This window comes from Aeromonas piscicola, from assembly GCF_000820005.1.
GTDB lineage: Bacteria > Pseudomonadota > Gammaproteobacteria > Enterobacterales > Aeromonadaceae > Aeromonas > Aeromonas piscicola.
In genome coordinates this window covers 167,445-184,453 of sequence record NZ_CDBL01000057.1, presented here as the reverse complement: position 1 = coordinate 184,453, position 17,009 = coordinate 167,445, and the positions used below count along the sequence as shown (strand labels likewise).

Annotated in this window: 14 protein-coding genes and 1 tRNA gene; 8 read left to right on the top strand and 7 right to left on the bottom strand. The window is 57.6% G+C overall.

All coding sequences use genetic code 11. The features are described from left to right. The first annotated feature begins 62 nt into the window (after positions 1–62). Positions 63–139 (top strand) — tRNA-Asp (locus BN1128_RS15770). Positions 140–307: 168 nt separating this feature from the next. Beyond that, the gene (gene tcdA, locus BN1128_RS15765) at positions 308–1,165 is read left to right on the top strand and encodes a tRNA cyclic N6-threonylcarbamoyladenosine(37) synthase TcdA (RefSeq protein ID WP_042870462.1); all 858 of its coding nucleotides are present in this window, start codon (positions 308–310) and stop codon (positions 1,163–1,165) included. Here the strand turns inward: tcdA and BN1128_RS15760 are convergent. Both BN1128_RS15760 and BN1128_RS15755 read right to left on the bottom strand, forming a co-directional pair. Further along, entirely contained in the window at positions 1,150–1,587 is a 438-nt protein-coding gene (locus tag BN1128_RS15760) for a SufE family protein (RefSeq protein WP_042870460.1), read from the bottom strand. The two genes, tcdA and BN1128_RS15760, sit on opposite strands and share 16 nt — an antisense overlap. A gap of 12 nt (positions 1,588–1,599) precedes the next feature. Further along, positions 1,600–2,820, bottom strand: coding sequence for a SufS family cysteine desulfurase (locus BN1128_RS15755; RefSeq protein ID WP_042870438.1), 1,221 nt, complete (start codon positions 2,818–2,820; stop codon positions 1,600–1,602). A 165-nt stretch (positions 2,821–2,985) separates the two neighbouring features. Between BN1128_RS15755 and rep the strand changes: the two genes are divergently transcribed. After that, on the top strand, positions 2,986–4,998 hold the full coding sequence (gene rep, locus BN1128_RS15750; RefSeq protein WP_042870436.1) for a DNA helicase Rep: 2,013 nt from the start codon (positions 2,986–2,988) through the stop codon (positions 4,996–4,998). Between the two features lie 8 nt (positions 4,999–5,006). On the opposite strand, the gene BN1128_RS15745 is transcribed toward rep, so the two are convergent. The 5 genes from BN1128_RS15745 to BN1128_RS15725 form a co-directional block, all read right to left on the bottom strand. Then, positions 5,007–7,292: a putative bifunctional diguanylate cyclase/phosphodiesterase gene (locus tag BN1128_RS15745; protein ID WP_042870434.1), complete on the bottom strand. Its 2,286-nt coding sequence runs from the start codon at positions 7,290–7,292 to the stop codon at positions 5,007–5,009. Positions 7,293–7,376: 84 nt separating this feature from the next. Continuing rightward, positions 7,377–7,832, bottom strand: a complete 456-nt coding sequence (locus BN1128_RS15740) for a c-type cytochrome (protein WP_042870432.1) — start codon at positions 7,830–7,832, stop codon at positions 7,377–7,379. A 200-nt stretch (positions 7,833–8,032) separates the two neighbouring features. Then, on the bottom strand, positions 8,033–9,061 hold the full coding sequence (gene tdh, locus BN1128_RS15735) for an L-threonine 3-dehydrogenase (protein WP_042870430.1): 1,029 nt from the start codon (positions 9,059–9,061) through the stop codon (positions 8,033–8,035). A 55-nt stretch (positions 9,062–9,116) separates the two neighbouring features. Beyond that, a complete protein-coding gene (locus BN1128_RS15730; protein WP_042870428.1) occupies positions 9,117–10,307 on the bottom strand; it encodes a glycine C-acetyltransferase in 1,191 nt (396 codons plus the stop codon). Positions 10,308–10,422: 115 nt separating this feature from the next. Then, on the bottom strand, positions 10,423–11,067 hold the full coding sequence (locus tag BN1128_RS15725; RefSeq protein ID WP_042870427.1) for a TetR/AcrR family transcriptional regulator: 645 nt from the start codon (positions 11,065–11,067) through the stop codon (positions 10,423–10,425). A 146-nt stretch (positions 11,068–11,213) separates the two neighbouring features. Here BN1128_RS15725 and rfaD point away from each other — a divergent pair, with 146 nt between their 5' ends. From rfaD to BN1128_RS15700, 5 genes are all read left to right on the top strand, one after another. After that, positions 11,214–12,173, top strand: a complete 960-nt coding sequence (gene rfaD / locus BN1128_RS15720; protein WP_042870458.1) for an ADP-glyceromanno-heptose 6-epimerase — start codon at positions 11,214–11,216, stop codon at positions 12,171–12,173. Between the two features lie 50 nt (positions 12,174–12,223). Then, positions 12,224–13,984, top strand: coding sequence for a bifunctional glycosyltransferase family 4 protein/polysaccharide deacetylase (locus tag BN1128_RS15715; RefSeq protein WP_042870425.1), 1,761 nt, complete (start codon positions 12,224–12,226; stop codon positions 13,982–13,984). Between the two features lie 6 nt (positions 13,985–13,990). Then, the gene (locus tag BN1128_RS15710; RefSeq protein WP_042870422.1) at positions 13,991–15,199 is read left to right on the top strand and encodes an O-antigen ligase family protein; all 1,209 of its coding nucleotides are present in this window, start codon (positions 13,991–13,993) and stop codon (positions 15,197–15,199) included. Further along, complete coding sequence (locus BN1128_RS15705) at positions 15,199–15,864, top strand: glycosyltransferase family 25 protein (protein WP_042870420.1); 666 nt, start codon at positions 15,199–15,201, stop codon at positions 15,862–15,864. The genes BN1128_RS15710 and BN1128_RS15705 overlap by 1 nt, the downstream gene beginning before the upstream one ends. Before the next feature lie 91 nt (positions 15,865–15,955). Next, positions 15,956–16,984, top strand: coding sequence for a glycosyltransferase family 9 protein (locus BN1128_RS15700; RefSeq protein WP_042870418.1), 1,029 nt, complete (start codon positions 15,956–15,958; stop codon positions 16,982–16,984). The last annotated feature ends 25 nt before the right edge of the window (positions 16,985–17,009 follow it).

Below are 17,009 nucleotides of genomic sequence, written 5' to 3'. Positions count from 1 at the left end.
GGCCGAGAGGATGACACCTCGTTGAAACGGCAGACAATTTAGCAAAAAGCTAACCAAATAGCGGAGCGGTAGTTCAGTTGGTTAGAATACCGGCCTGTCACGCCGGGGGTCGCGGGTTCGAGTCCCGTCCGCTCCGCCAGTAAATTGAGAAGCCCAGTCGAAAGACTGGGCTTTTTTCGTTTCCGACTACCCGGCGCTCGCTATCACTATTATCCACCCCTCTTCCTTTCTCCATGCCGAGCCTTCTTGATGATCGCCGCTGGCTGCGGTTGCCGCTATAATGGCCGCCCTCAAGCAAGGTGATGGTATGAAAGCAGAATATCTACAGCGATTCGGGGGCATTGCCCGTCTTTATGGTCAGAGTGCACTTGGCTCCTTCAGTCAGGCCAGGGTCTGCGTGGTGGGGATCGGCGGGGTTGGCTCCTGGGCGGCCGAGGCGTTGGCCCGCGCCGGCATCAATCAGATCACCCTGATCGACATGGATGATATCTGCATCACCAACACCAATCGCCAGATCCACGCCATGCAGGGTACGGTCGGCCGCCTCAAGACCGAAGTGATGGCAGAGCGCATTCGTGCCATCAATCCGGATTGTGAAGTGATCGAGGTGGATGATTTCGTCACTCCTGACAACCTGGCCGAGCATATCAAGCGGGAGTTTGACTATGTGGTGGACGCCATCGATTCAGTCAAGGCCAAAGTGGCGTTGATAGCCTTCTGCAAGCGCAACAAGATCCCTGTGATAGTGGCTGGCGGCGCTGGCGGGCAGATGGATCCGACCCAAATCACAGTGGCCGATCTGGCCAAGACCATTCAGGATCCGCTGGCGGCCAAGGTGCGCTCCGATCTGCGTCGGCTGCACAACTTCAGCAAGAACCCGGCGCGCAAGTTCGGGGTGGAGTGTGTCTTCTCAACCGAGCAGTTGAGTTATCCCGACGGTAATGGCGGCACCTGTCAGGCCAAGGCGGCCAGCGATGGCACCATGAAGATGGATTGCGCCTCCGGCTTCGGGGCCGTGACGCCGGTGACGGCGACCTTTGGGCTGGTTGCCGCCTCCCGGGTATTGAAGAAGATTGCCGAGCGAGGTGCCAGAGCCGAACGTCTGGCAACTGAAATGACAGCGGCGATAGAAGTGCTCCCGGCCAGTGATCAGGCCGATGCCTGAGCCCGAATTGCCAGCACTATCGCCCTGAGCCCGTTACCCCGTGACGGGCTCAAGTGTTTCTCCAGCCCGAGTTCGGCAAAATAGCCGTCCATATCGAAGGCTTGGATCGCTCCTGCCGTCTGATGGTTGAGCGCCGCCAGCACGATAACGATAAGGCCGCGTACTATGCGGGCATCGGAATCACAGGCAAAGTGCCAGCATCCATCTTCGCTCTTCTCACCTCTCAGCCAGGCCTGGCTCTCGCAGCCTTTCAGGCGGTTCTCTTCGGTCTGCCACTCGGCGGGCAGCGCGGGCAGCAGCTTGCCGAGCTGGATGATGAGCCGGTACTGGTTCTCCCAGCCGCTGGCGGCGGCGAACTGTCGGCGAATTGCTTCGGCGTCGGGTTCCAGGCCTATGGCGGTGTAGTGCTCGAGGCTTTTCATATCGGTCATGGCTTAAAAGAAATCCTCCAGTCTGGTCAGGGCTGCCAGCAAGGCATCCACGTCGTCTTGATTGTTGTAACAGGCCAGCGAGGCCCGCATGGTGCCGCTGATACCAAGGCTTTCCATCAGCGGCATGGCGCAGTGGTGGCCGATCCGCAGCGCTATGCCCTGCATGTCGAGCAGGGTGGCGGCATCTTGCGAGTGGATATCCTGCAGCAGAAAGGAGACGGCGCCGGCGCGCTGGCCGGGTTCACCGATGAGGAGCAGGCTCGGCACTTGCCGCAGCCCTGCCACCAGATAGTCGATGAGTCTCTGTTCATGCTGTGCCAGTGCGCCTCTGTCTTGCTGCATGACAAAGTCGATGGCGGCCGCCAGGCCTATGGCACCGGCGATGTGCGGGGTGCCTGCCTCGAACTTGAAAGGCAGGGCGTTGAAGGTGGTGCCGCTGAAACTGACCCTGTCGATCATCTCGCCCCCCGCTTGCCAGGGAGGCATGCGCTCCAGCAGTTCGGTTCTGCCCCACAGCACACCGATCCCGGTCGGGCCATAGAGCTTGTGGCCGGAGAAGGCATAGAAGTCGCACCCTATGGCCTGCACATCTACCTCCAGGTGAGCCACCGCCTGGGCTCCGTCGATAAGTGTCACGGCGCCAACCGCTTTGGCGGCGGCCACCATCTGGGTGACCGGATTGACGGTACCAAGGGCATTGGAGACGTGGGCCACGCTTACCAGCCGGGTGCGTGGCCCCAGCATGGCTAGATAGGCGGCTATATCGAGATCGCCCCGTTCATCGAGGGGGATGACCCGGATAAGGGCACCGGTGCGCTGGGCAATCAGCTGCCAGGGCACTATGTTGGCGTGGTGCTCCAGGGTGCTGAGGATGATTTCGTCCCCCGCCTTGAGCTCGCTCAGGCCCCAGCTCTGGGCGACCAGGTTGATCGCCTCAGTGGTACCGCGAGTCCAAATGATCTCATGGGAATGAGGTGCGTTGATAAAGCGGGCGACGGTCTCGCGGGCGGCCTCGAAGGCCCGGGTGGCGCGGCTGCTCAGGGCATGGGCGGCGCGGTGCACGTTGGCATTGTCGGCACTGTAGTAGTGATTGATCGCATCCAGCACCGCCAGGGGTTTCTGGGTGGTGGCGGCGTTGTCCAGATAGACCAGAGGATGGCCGTTGACCTGCTGCGCCAAGGTCGGAAACTGGCCGCGCAGTCGGGCGTGCTGTTGCTGATTCATGCTCCCCTCGTCATCATCTGGAAAAGTCGGCCATGATCCTGAAAATGGCGCTCGAACACAAGGCCACGATGCTTGCCGACTGATGGTGTGTGGCGCAGCGATGCGGCTCGCCCGCTTATTTCTGTTACAATGCCGCCCCTCATCATAAGCCAAGAGATCCGGCCCATGAAGCTCAACCCTAATCAGAACGAAGCGGTCAAGTTTGTCTCCGGCCCTTGCCTGGTGCTGGCGGGAGCCGGATCGGGCAAGACGCGCGTCATCACCAACAAGATCGCCTATCTGGTGCAGCAGTGTGGCTATAACGCCCGCAACATAGCGGCCGTCACCTTCACCAACAAGGCGGCGCGGGAGATGAAGGAGCGGGTCGGCCAGACTCTGGGTCGCAAGGAGGCGCGGGGCCTCATGGTTTCCACCTTCCACACCCTGGGCCTCGACATCATACGCCGTGAGCACAAGAGTCTGAATCTCAAGGCGAACTTTTCCCTGTTCGACGATACAGATCAGCTGGCGCTGCTCAAGGAGCTGACCGAGGCTGAGCTGGATAACGACAAGGACAAGCTGTCGGCCCTCATCAGCCAGATCTCCAACTGGAAGAACGACCTCATACTGCCGGCGCGGGCCATGCGTATCGCCCAAGGGCCGGAAGAGGTGCTGATGGCCCAGCTTTACGAGCGCTATCACCGCCAGATGGTGGCCTACAACGCGCTAGACTTCGATGACCTCATCGTGATGCCGACCCTGCTGCTGAAAAGCAACGAAGAGGTGCGCACCCGCTGGCAGAACAAGATCCGCTACCTGCTGGTCGATGAGTATCAGGACACCAATACCAGCCAGTACGAGCTGGTGAAGCAGATAGTCGGCGAGCGGGCCCGCTTTACCGTGGTTGGTGACGATGACCAGTCCATCTACTCCTGGCGTGGCGCCAAGCCGCAGAATCTGGTGCTGCTCAACGAAGACTTTCCGAGCCTCAAGCTGATCAAGCTGGAGCAGAACTACCGCTCCAAGGGGCGCATTCTGAAATGCGCCAACATATTGATCGCCAACAACCCTCACGTGTTCGACAAGGCGCTCTTCTCCGAGCTCGATTACGGGGTGCCGGTCAAGGTGCTGTTTGCCAAAAATGAGGAGCACGAGGCGGAGCGGATCGCTGCTGAGCTGATGGGCCACAAGTTCATGAACCGCACCCGGTTCAAGGATTACGCCATCCTCTACCGGGGCAACCATCAGTCGCGCATCTTCGAGAAGGCGTTGATGACCAACCGTATTCCCTATCGCATCTCGGGCGGCACCTCTTTCTTCTCCCGTACCGAGATCAAGGACATCATGGCTTACCTCAAGCTGCTGGTGAATCCGGACGAGGACACCGCCTTCCTGCGGGTGGTCAACCTGCCACGGCGGGAGATAGGCCCCACCACGCTCGAGAAACTGGGTCAGTATGCCAACCAGCGCGGCAAGAGCCTGTTTGCCGCCAGCTTCGAGCTGGGGCTGGAACAATCGCTCTCCGGTCGTGGTCTGGTGGCCCTGCAGGCCTTCACCAACTGGCTGGTGCGACTCGGCGATCAGGCGCTGCGCGGCAATCCGGTGGAGGCGGTGCGGGACATGATCAAGGAGATCCACTATGAGGAGTGGCTCTATGAGACGTCCCCCAGCCCCAAGGCGGCCGAGATGCGGATGCAGAACGTCTCCACCCTCTATCGCTGGATTACCGAAATGTTGGAGGGGGATGAGCTGGAGGAGGCCATGACGCTGGCCCAGGTGGTCACTCGCCTTACCCTGCGCGACATGATGGAGCGCAACGAGGGGGAGGATGATGCCGATCAGGTGCAGCTGATGACACTGCACGCCTCCAAGGGACTGGAGTTCCCCTACGTCTTCATGGTGGGGATGGAAGAGGGCCTGCTGCCCCACCAGACCAGCATAGATGAAGACAACGTGGAGGAGGAGCGACGCCTCGCCTACGTGGGTATCACCCGTGCCCAGACCGAGCTCACCTTTACCCTCTGCAAGGAGCGCCGTCAGTATGGCGAGTCGGTGCGGCCCGAGCCGAGCCGCTTCCTGCTGGAGCTGCCTCAGGACGATCTGGAGTGGGAGAACCAGAAGAAGGTGACGGCCGAGGAGCGCCAGCAGAAGGGGCAAGTTGGGGTTGCCAACCTGAGAGCATTGTTCAAGACGGATTGAGTCGGCGGCTAGCCGCGCTCACTCTTGGTCTGGGTGAGCAGGGGGGTGATATCGGCTCCCGGCATGGGGGGGGAGATGTAGCGCCCTTGCCCCATCAGGCAACCCATGTCGATCAGCTTCTGCAACTGCTGCTGGTTCTCGATGCCTTCGACCACCAGAGTGAAGTCCAGATCCTGGCAGATGTCCCGCATGGCGCGGATCAGCGCCAAATCCTTGGGGGATTGCAGCATGCGATGGGTGAAACTGTCATCCACCTTGATGTAATCCACCGGGAAGTGGAACAGGGCGTTGAGGGAGGAGAAGCCGGTGCCAAAATCATCCAGACTGATCTGAATGCCCTTGGCCCTCAGCTCGTGCAGGGAGGTGAGGGCGTCGGAATCCTGCCGCGACAGCTCCCGCTCGTTGAATTCAAAGATCAGATAGCCAGGCGCTATCCCCTCGGTTTCTATTATGTTCATCAGCCGCATGATCTGCTCGTGATTGACCAAATGCTTGCCGGAGAGGTTGATGGCGACCTTGAACTTGCTCTGGCCCGAGATGGGCAACCACTCTTTCAACTGTTGGCAGGTGTGGCGCAGGATCTGGTAATCCAGCTCCTGAATGAGGCCGCACTGTTCCGCCAGCGGGATGAAGTCGAAGGCATCCTTGAGCACCCCCTCTTCGGTGATCCAGCGAGCCATCACCTCCAGTCCGGTCAGGCGGCTGTCCTTGAGCCGGATCACCGGCTGGAAATAGGGCAGTATGCGGCCCTCCCGCAGGGCCCTGGCCAGCATCTCTTCCGGTGAGGCCCAAGTCTGGGCAGAGCACTCTTCCGAATAGCTGACGATGCGGCTGCGCCCGTTGCGCTTGGCTTGGTACATAGCCAGATCGGCCTGATGCAGCAGCTGGCTGATGTCGGTGGTCTGCTCCGATACGCTGGCCACCCCCAGGCTGACCGTGATGCTCAACTCGTTGCCTTGCAGCCGGAAGGGATAGGAGAGGCGGCTGATGATGCGATTGAGCACTGGGCTAATGTCGTCCTCGTTCTTGCTGTTGTCCAGATAGATGACGAACTCGTCCCCCCCCAGCCTGGCCACCATGTCGTTCTGCCGGATACAGGTTTGCAGGCGGCGGCTCATCTCTTTCAGCAGTTGATCGCCAGCGCCGTGACCCTGGGTATCATTGACCTGCTTGAAATGATCCACATCGATGAAGATCAGCGAGAACCCGGGTGACTTGTAACGGTGGAAGTGGGTCATGGCATGGTTGAGGTGGTTCATCAGCAGAGCCCGGTTCGGCAACTGGGTCAGCGGATCGTGCAGGGCATCGAACTGCAGCCTGCGCTCCAGCTCCTGATGCTGCTTGAGCTGCTTCTGCAATCTCAGGTTGGTCTGCCGCAGCTGTTGCAGGCGTTGATTGATGGAGTCTTCCGAATTGATGTCGTGCAGCTCTTGCCGGATCCGTCTCAGCTCCAGCAGCAGGGTCAGCTGGCTGCGCAGGAAGTCGAGGAACAGCCGATCGTCCGTCTCCAGCGGCTGCGGAGTGCTGATGATGAAATGGGCGAAATACTGCTGCTGCAGCCGCAGGGGCTGGCTGTACCAGAACAGCTGCTCCTTGTGCTGCTCCATGTTGTTGGTGCTGTGACACATGCCCGCGATGAATTCATCGCCGTGCAGCGGCAGCTCGGGATAGATCTTTTCCAACTGGTGGCTGTCGATGCGCACCAGCAGCATGTCCTGGATGTTCAGCATCTGGCGCAGCACGGCTTCCAGCTGGGAGAACAAGGCCTGGCTGGGCAGGGTATTAGCCAGGCGAATGATGCGATTGATGCTCTCGATTTTTTTCTGCCAGTCCGGATCCTTGCGGATGAGCGGAGAAGCCAGCTCTGAGAGTTGCGAGCCGGCCTGGGTTTCATTCAATCGCTTGGCGAGGCATTCCAGCAGCAGGCGCAGGGTTGGCAGCTCCTTGGGCTGGCTGCAGGCCAGCAACCACTGCACCTGGCCATGCTCGATGGGAAACACGCACCAGCCCTGGGCTTCATCAAGCTGGGTCAGCTGCTCGGTGAGTCGTGACTCTTCCAGCCCCAGCTGCAGTTTGAAACTGTCGGAAATATGATGTTCGCATATCCAGTGCAGCCCGGCCTCTGACAAGCCCAGCATGCCGAAATGCTGCAGGGGGCAGAGCTGGTTCAATTGCTGGATCAGGGTGCCGTAATCTTTGGGCGTGGCAGAGGAGGGGGCAGGGAAATCCATAATAGCGGACACCAACGCCAGCAAGGGAGTCGAATACTGTGGTGCTATGGGTTGCGCTGACATAGAAACTCCCGATTTGCCTACCCTACAAAGAGTAGTCGGAAGTAAACAGATTGAAAGGGCCGCAATTGCGGCCCTTTCAATCACTTAGAGCTTGTCGATCATGTAGTGAATGGCGTTTTCGATCTCTTCATCGCTACAGGTGGCGCAAGTCCCCCGTGGTGGCATGACGCCGGTCTTGCCAGCGAAGCCTTCGATGGCGTGTTTCTTCAATGTATCAATGCCTTGGGCAATACGTGGCTCCCACGCTGCCTTGTCACCGCGTTTCGGTGCGCCGGCAATCCCCATGTCATGGCAGGCGAAGCAAGCGCCCTTGAACACGGCCTCGCCATCGCGCGGGCCTGAGGGGGCCGCCGTCGCAGGAGCTGCGCCTGCGGTCGCAATCCCTTCCAGATCCTTGGCGGTATAGACTTGACCGACAGGCTTGATCCGTTCGGCAATCGCTTCCGGCGACATATCATCGGCAGCAAGCACCACGCCGGACAGACTGGCAGCCGTCATCCCGACAACCAGCAAATAGCTCAGTTTTTTCAACACGCTCATGTACTCCCAGCAGGCTTTTATTATCCCTAGAAAACGACTGGATTATAACCGAATAGTTACAGCCATTTAAACGCTTGTGTGTGAAGTGTTAAGCACTCTGCGTGCAAAGTTTCTTCGTCAGATCACAAACTGGCGAGGAGAGGCGCAGAAAAAGAAACCCAGTCTTCGCCGGGTTTCATGGGATTGAGCTGCCGAGAGGCTTATTTATCCCAGCTGAGGATCACCTTGCCGGACTGGCCGGAGCGCATGGCATCGAAGCCCTGCTGGAAGTCATCTATATCAAAGCGGTGGGTGATGATGGGGGAGAGATCCAGTCCGGACTGGATCAGGCTGGCCATCTTGTACCAGGTCTCGAACATCTCGCGACCGTAGATCCCTTTGATAAACAAACCCTTGAAGATCACCTTGTTCCAGTCGATGGCCATGGTGGCGGGCGGGATGCCGAGCATGGCGATCTTGCCGCCGTGGTTCATCTTGTCGATCATGTCCTGGAAGGCACTGGGCACACCGGACATCTCCAGCCCCACATCGAAGCCTTCGGTCATGCCCAGCTCGCTCATCACATCGGAGAGTTTCTCCTTGGCCACGTTGACGGCGCGGGTGGCGCCCATCTTGCGGGCCAGCGCCAGCCGGTATTCGTTGACGTCAGTGATCACCACATGGCGGGCACCGACATGGCGACAGACGGCGGCAGCCATGATGCCGATGGGGCCTGCGCCCGTGATCAGCACGTCTTCACCCACCAGGTCGAAGGAGAGGGCGGTGTGCACGGCGTTGCCGAACGGATCGAAGATGGCGGCCAGCTCATCGGGGATGTTGTCCGGCAGCTTGAAAGCGTTGAAGGCCGGGATCACCAGATATTCGGCGAAGGCGCCCGGGCGGTTGACGCCGACGCCGATGGTGTTGCGGCACAGATGGGTGCGGCCGGCGCGGCAGTTGCGGCAATGGCCGCAGGTGATGTGGCCTTCGCCGGATACCCGGTCGCCCACGGCGAAGCCGCGCACTTCCTGGCCGATGGCGACCACCTCCCCGACATATTCATGGCCGACCACCATGGGCACCGGAATGGTCTTCTGGGACCAGTCGTCCCAGTTGTAGATGTGGATGTCGGTGCCGCAGATGGCGGTCTTGCGGATCTTGATCAGCAGGTCGTTGTGGCCGAGCTCGGGGGCCGGTACGTCCGTCATCCAGATGCCGACTTCTTTGTGCAGTTTGGAGAGTGCTTTCATGGTTGTTCCTTCAATATGAATGCAGAAAAAAGGGGCTGCAGCCCCTTGATTCAAATCAGATGACGCCGAGTTCACGGCCGATGCAGATGAAGGCGTCGATGGCCTTGTCCAGCTGCTCGCGGGTGTGGGCGGCGGACATCTGGGTGCGAATGCGCGCCTGGCCCTTGGGCACAACCGGGAAGGAGAAGCCCACCACATAGATGCCGGCAGCCAGCATGCGGCTCGCCATCTCGGAGGCCAGCTTGGCATCCCCCAGCATGACAGGGATGATGGCGTGATCGGCGCCTGCCAGGGTGAAACCGGCGGCGCTCATACGTTCGCGGAAATACTGGCTGTTCTCTTTCAGACGGGCGCGCAGGTCGTGACCCTCGGCTAGCATGTCGATCACCTTGATGGTGGCCGAGACGATGGAGGGCGCCAGTGAGTTGGAGAAGAGATAGGGGCGGGAGCGCTGACGCAGCCAGTCGATCGCCTCTTTCTTGCCGGAGGTGTAGCCGCCAGAGGCGCCGCCGAGCGCCTTGCCCAGGGTGCCGGTGATGATGTCGACCCTGTCCAGCACGTCGCAGTATTCGTGGGTGCCGCGGCCGTTCTCACCGATGAAGCCGACGGCGTGGGAGTCATCCACCATCACCAGGGCATCGTATTTGTCTGCCAGATCGCAGATGGATTTGAGATCGGCGATGACCCCGTCCATGGAGAAGACGCCGTCGGTGGCGATCAGCTTGAAGCGGGCACCGTCAGCATCCGCCTGTTTGAGCTGGGCTTCCAGTTCGGCCATGTCGTTGTTGGCGTAGCGATAGCGCTTGGCCTTGCACAGCCGCACGCCGTCTATGATGGAGGCGTGATTGAGGGCATCGGAGATGATGGCGTCTTCGGCCCCGAACAGGGTCTCGAACAGGCCGCCGTTGGCATCGAAGCAGGAGGAGTAGAGGATGGTGTCCTCGGTGCCGAGGAAGGCAGACAGCTTCTGTTCCAGCACCTTGTGATTGTCCTGGGTGCCACAGATGAAGCGCACCGAGGCCATGCCGAAGCCGTGGCTATCCAGCCCCTGATGGGCCGCTTCGATAAGGTCAGGGTGGTTGGCCAGCCCCAGATAGTTGTTGGCACAGAAGTTCAGTACCTGCTCGCCACCCACCGCAATCTGGGCCTGCTGGGCCGAGGTGATGATGCGCTCCTGCTTGTACAATCCTTCCGCCTGCACCTGGCTAAGTTGCTCGGTCAGGTGACGATAGAATCCGTTAGACATCCTCGATCCTCATTGGCTATTTCAGCTGATTATCAACAATGGGCAGTATTTTACTGCAATCTGTTGCGGTGAATTCAAATGATTGTGCTGATATTCAACAATTGTGAAACAGATCTCACCCTGCTGGTTGGGCCAGTTGGCGGTAATGCTGCTCCAGCTGGCGGATCTGCCCGGCCACCTGGGGCTGTACATAGGGGCGCAGCAGGAACAGCACCCGCAATACCCCCTGATAGAGCAGCGGCTTGGTGATGCGGGTATTGGGCGCCTGGGCAATCTGGAACGGGATCCAGCAGGTCACCACCATCTTGATGGTCTGGCCAAGGTCGGGCAGGTCTTCGTCGTTGACGTCAATGATGCCCCCTTCACGCAGGCTCCTGAGTAGGGCGACCACGGAGGAACGCAACTGCTCCTGGGCCTTGAGGTATTTCTGCTGCAGCGGCTCATCGCGACTCAGGATGTCCGGCAGGTTTGCGTAGAAGAAACGGAACTGCCACATCAGATAGAAGATGGCATCCAGGTAGCCCATCAGGTTTTCAAGCTTGATCTCGTTGCTGCGCGCCGGGGTGAAGCTCTCGCTCAGGTGGCGGGCGTATTGATCAAAAATTGAGTGGATGATGTCTTCTTTATTCCTGAAGTGGTAATAAAGGTTGCCAGGGCTGATGCCAAGATGCGCGGCAATGTGGTTGGTGGTGATGTTGCGCTCACCCTGATCGTTGAACAGCTCGGTGGCGCTGTGAATGATCCTGTCTCTGGTTTTCATCACTGTTCCCTCTGACGGGCCCGTTGCATCAAGGTCGAATCCCCTTGCGGCCCGTGATAAACTTTTCGGCAATTTCAAATTGGCTCACTATACACAGCTTTAACAAGCAGTCACACGTGACCATCAACGTACGCGAGGCAAACTCCATGATCGTAGTAACTGGCGGTGCTGGCTTTATCGGCAGCAATCTGGTCAAGCAGCTGAACGCTCAAGGACGGACCGATATCGTGGTCATCGATGACCTGACCGACGGCACCAAGTTCGTCAACCTGGTCGATCTGACCATTGCCGATTACATGGATAAGGACGAGTTCCAGGCGCGGATCGTCTCCGGTGACGAGTTTGAAGAGTGGGACGACGGCATCGAGGTGATCTTCCACGAAGGAGCCTGCTCCGCGACCACTGAGTGGAACGGCAAGTTCATCATGGAGGTCAATTACGAGTACTCCAAGGATCTGTTCCACTACTGCATCGAGCGTGAAATTCCCTTCATTTACGCCTCTTCTGCCGCCACTTACGGTGGCCGCAACGACAACTTCATCGAAGATCCCAAGTTCGAGCAGCCGCTCAACGTCTATGGCTACTCCAAGCAGCTGTTCGACCAGTACGTGCGCCGCTGGATGCCGGAGATCAATTCCCAGGTCGTGGGTCTGAAGTATTTCAACGTCTACGGTCCGCGCGAGCAACACAAGGGCTCCATGGCTTCCGTTGCCTTCCACCTCAATACCCAGGTGAAGAAGGGCGAGAATCCCAAGCTGTTCGAAGGCTGTGACGGTTTCCCGAACGGTGGCCAGATGCGTGACTTCATCTATGTGGATGACGTCTGCAAGGTGAACCTCTGGTTCTGGCAGAACCCGCAGCACTCCGGCATCTTCAACTGCGGTACCGGTCGTGCCGAGCCGTTCCAGAACGTGGCCGAAGCCGTGATCCAGCATCATCAGAAAGGGGCAATCGAGTACATTCCCTTCCCGGATCACCTCAAGGGTCGCTATCAGAGCTTCACCCAGGCAGACATGACCAGGCTGCGCGGTGTCGGTTATGACGCCGAGTTCAAGACTGTGGCCGAAGGCGTGGCCGATTACATGGCCTGGTTGAACCGGGTTTGATCCCCCTCTGACGGGTGGCCCCTGGCCACCCGTCAATCGGATACGCTTCCATGAACATATTGATGGCACTCTCCCAGCTCGAAGTGACGGGAGCTGAGGTCTATGCCACCACGGTCGGTAACGAATTGACCCGACGTGGTCATCAGGTTTTCTACGTATCGGACACGCTGACCAAGCCTACCCAGGGCCCCGTGTTCAAGCTGCGTTTCAACAAGCGCAGCATACTGCGCCGCTTCTGGCATGTGTTTTATCTCATCTACCTCATCAAGAAGCACCATATCCAGTTAGTGCATGCACACTCCCGAGCCTCCGGCTGGAGCAGCTATATTGCCTGCAAGCTGACCGGCACTCCCATGGTCACCACGGTACATGGCCGCCAGCCGGTGCATGCCTCCCGCAAGGCTTTCCATGCACTCGGGTTCAGGGCAGTGGCCGTCTGCGAGGATATTGCCCACCAGATCATCGACAATCTGGGGGTGGATCCGGCCATAGTGCAGGTGCTGCGCAACGGCATCGAGACTGACAAGTTTCAGCCAGTGCCAGCACCGGACAATGCAACGCCGGTGATCGCCATCATAGGGCGGCTGAGCGGCCCCAAGGGCGAGCTCTGCTATCGTCTGCTGGACGAGGTGCTGGATCTGGATGCCTGTCAGGTAAGGGTGGTGAGTGGCAGCCAGCTGCCTGAGCGTTTCCACCGCTTTCAGAGTCAGGTCGATTTCGTCGGTTATGTGGATGATGTCCCTGCCTTGCTGGCGGGATGTGATCTGGTGATCGGTGCAGGCCGGGTGGCGATGGAGGCGTTGCTGTGCGGGCGTCCCGCTTTTGCCATCGGTGAGGCCAAGGCGATTGGTCTGGTGACCGAACAGAATCTGGCGGAGGCGCTGGCCAGCAACTTTGGTGACATAGGCCCCAAGGATCTGGCGATCGACTTCAGCGCCTTGAAGACACTGATAGCACCCGCGTTGGCCAGCAAGAGTGTGCCTGAGGCCATTCGCCTGCGCATTCAGGATGAGTACGGCTTGGAGAAAGTAGTATCCGGGCTGGAGTGTGTCTATCAGGATGCCGTGGTCGAGACCCTGCGCCGCGAGATGCCTGTCATCATGTACCACCGCTTTATCGAGCATGACAGCGAGAAGGGGGTTCATGGTACCTGGATGCCTATTGCCATGTTCGAGAAGCATCTTCGTTTAATGAAATGGCTGGGTTATGAAACTCTGATTTTCCGCGATCTGGCGGACAGGGGCTTTATCCATCGTCTTGAATACGGCAAGAAGTACCTGATGATCACCGCCGATGACGGCTATCAGGACAACCTGACGCGCATGCTGCCGTTGCTTGAAAAATACGGTTACAAAGCCGTGGTATATGTGGTGACCGGAGAGGCGCATAATCGCTGGGATGTGGAGCATGCCACCAACCCGGATACCCAGGTTTCCCTGATGAATGGGGAGCAGATAAAGGCCCTTGTGGCCTCTGGCCATGTGGAGGTCGGTGGCCACACTCTGACTCATCCCAGGTTGAGCGAGCTCTCTCCTGAGCGGCAAGCCCATGAAATAAGAGAAAACAAACGACAACTCGAGGCCTTGCTAGGTCACTCTCTGCTGTCGTTCGCCTACCCTTATGGGGATATGGATGAGAGCGCCAAGGTGCAGGCTCAGGCAGCAGGCTACCGTTTTGCCGTGGCGACCAACAGTGGTCCCAGAGCCATGCATCAGGATCCTTACCGGATCCGTCGCGTCGCCATTTTCCCTCGTACCGATGTTTTTGGCCTGTGGCGCAAAATCCGGGGTAACTATGTCTTCAGGAAATAATGATTAATGCCCATCAGATGCCTTTATCTGCTCGATAGAACCACTACAGCCCTGTTTGCATTGACCATCATTTTTTCCTTTTGTGGCCTTTTTTTGGTACCTGCCGGCCAGAGCATTGAATCCAATCTGCTGGCCGTGACCGGCATATTTGGCTTGCTGAACTACTTTGTCGGCAAGCAACAAGATGCTGGACTGAAAGATCGCCGCATTCTCTGGGGACTGGTGGTGTATGCCGCCATGATTTTCGTAAACCGGTTGATTCATGGTGATCAATATGGAGTCATGCGCGGGCTGTTTTATGTTGTTATCTTTGCACTGATGATGCCGCGCAAGCCAATTCTATTGATGCTGGGTTATCTGGCTATCGTCCTGGGCGGGATGGGACTGGGCATCCTCAGTATCTGGCAGTATCAGCACGGTATTGCAAGGGTTGAAGGGTTTACCAACGCGATTCTCTTTTCACAAGCGGCATTGACGCTGGCAATCCTCAACTGGTTTGTCTTTCAGCAGAGATGGCTGCCTAGATGGTTTCGGAGGGGGGCTCTGATTGGCCTGATTGCGGCCCTGTTTGCGCTTTATCTCTCCCAGAGCCGGGGGGTCTGGCTTGCCCTCGGGGTCATTCTTGCCTACGTCATCTGTTACAAGGCCTATTTCAAGCCGTGGAAATACGTTGCGGTAGCCATATTGTGTACGGCCACGACGGGCGCCATTTATCATACCAATCAGCTGGTTCAGGTTCGGGTCGCGGAGGCGGTCTCGGATATCAACTCGGCAGAAAAGGGCTCGTACGATTCATCGTGGGGTCTGCGTGTCATTGCCTGGCAGAGTGCCTGGCTGGGTTTTTTGGATTCGCCTGTGGCAGGAGTGGGCACTGATGGCTTCGACGCATTGAAACAAACCCAGGTCAATAATCATCAGGTCTCTCCCCTGATATTTCATCCGGCGCTGGTCCACTCGCATAATCAATATATGCAGAACCTAGTGGTTCGAGGCGGCATCGGATTTGTTGCATTGATGATATTTCTTGGCCTGCCACTTTATCTTGCAGCTAAAAATATAAACAGGATTTCTGCAGGTGTATTGGTTCCTCTGGCGTTTGCAATCAACTCGCTGAGCGATGTCCCATTTGAACATCAGGGAGTGCTTTATTTGTACACGCTCAGCCTGGCTTTCATCTGGTTTGCCCATGAGTTTAAAAAGGATACCTGTACGTGATGATTCCGGTTTTTGTCATCAGTTTGGCTCGCAGTTTCGAACGGCGGGCGATGGTTGTACAGCAGATGGCGCATCTGGGCATCAATTTCGAGTTTGTAGATGCGACTGATGGGAAAGCATTGAGCAGTACGGAACTTGCAAAGGTTGATTTGGAGCTGGCCAAAGAGGTGTGCGGTCACGCGCTGAGTTTTGGTGAGGTTGGTTGTGCCATGAGCCATATCCGTGTTTATGAGCGCATCGTGGCTGAGGGTATTGAACGCTGTGTGGTATTGGAGGATGACATATATCTTCACATGCACAGCAAAGCTATCATCGAGACGATCGTGCACTCCTGCAATTCGGATATCGTCTTCTTGCATCATGGCAAAGCCAAGCGTTGGCCATTCCTCTCACCCTTGCCTGGCGGTTATCGCCTTGCCAGATACCTGACTCCAAGCCGCTCCTCCAGGAGAGGAGTTCTGTCGACTGCTGGGTATGTTCTGAGCCTCGCCGGTGCGACTAAATTATTGCAATGTGCGTATCCGCTACGCATGCCTTCTGACTATCTGACTGGCCGCCTGCAGCTTAATGGCCTGACCGCCTCCGGTGTAGAGCCCTGCTGTCTGGATGTGGATCTCTTTACCACCACGATTGATGATCGGGCTTACGGCCACTATCTGGAATAAGCATGGGTTGAATGATAATGCCTCTGTCATGTCAGTGGATAACCCCTGACAACACGGGGTAGAAGATAGGCTGTTGTATTCTGGATAACGTATGAATTTCAAAAAATTGCTCATCAATCAGATTGCCAAGTGGATGATTGGCAGTCAGCCTCTTGCCATTTCACGTGCTGCAGAGCCGGAACCGACCCGTATTCTGGTGATTTGTTATGACGCAATCGGCGACTTTATTCTGTCCTTGCCTGCCATAGACGGGATCAGGAACAAGTATCCCACTGCCAGGATCGACCTTGTTTGCAGTCAGCGCAATGAAGTGCTGGCCGCCTCTGTTCAAGGCATCGATCAGTGCCACGTGATCACCCTCAATGACACCCTGCTGCCACTGAGCATGTGGCACAAGATCCGTCAGCTCAGACAACGGCAATACGATGTCGTCATCAATATGTTTGATGAACCTGATGATATCGCCATGGCCAAGATGCTCTCTCTGGCAAATGGTCGTCTGCTGTCACTCCCCCTGCGTTTCAAGAGCTTGCAGCAGCAAAAACTGCTGCCCCTGTTCAACGAAAAAGCCACCCTGGCTCCGTCGCGCCCCACTCAGGATCATTTTGTGTATCGGATGCTCAGTGTGGTAGGCGAGCAGAGTGGTGCGGCCGTCACTATCCCGTCTCCTTATAATACGAAGCTGGATACCAGTGGTTATGGGCGCTATCTGCTGGTCAATTTGACGGGCAGCCAGGTGGGCAATTCGATGGCGGATGAGCAAATCAACGATATTCTGGCCCAATTGCCGGTGTATCCCGGGGTTTCCTATCTGGTCTTCTCCAAGCGTCCTTTGGCATGCCAGCGGCAGGATATGACAGCCCTGTTTCCCGACACCATTCTCGATGCGGCAAAGATTATCAAGGATGCGCAGGGTGTCATCTCGACCGACACCTCCATCATCCATATCTCGTCCTCGTTCGGCGTGCCGACTCTGGTGTTGATGAACAACGAGTCCTGGCGCGATGCCTTTATTCCGCTCTCTGGCCGCAATATCATCCTGAGATCGACCACGGACAACCTTTCCGCTCTTTCGCCTGTCGAGATCAGCCGTCAGGTCGATGCCTTGATGGCGCTGTAGTTGCGTCAGACTGTTATCATATCTT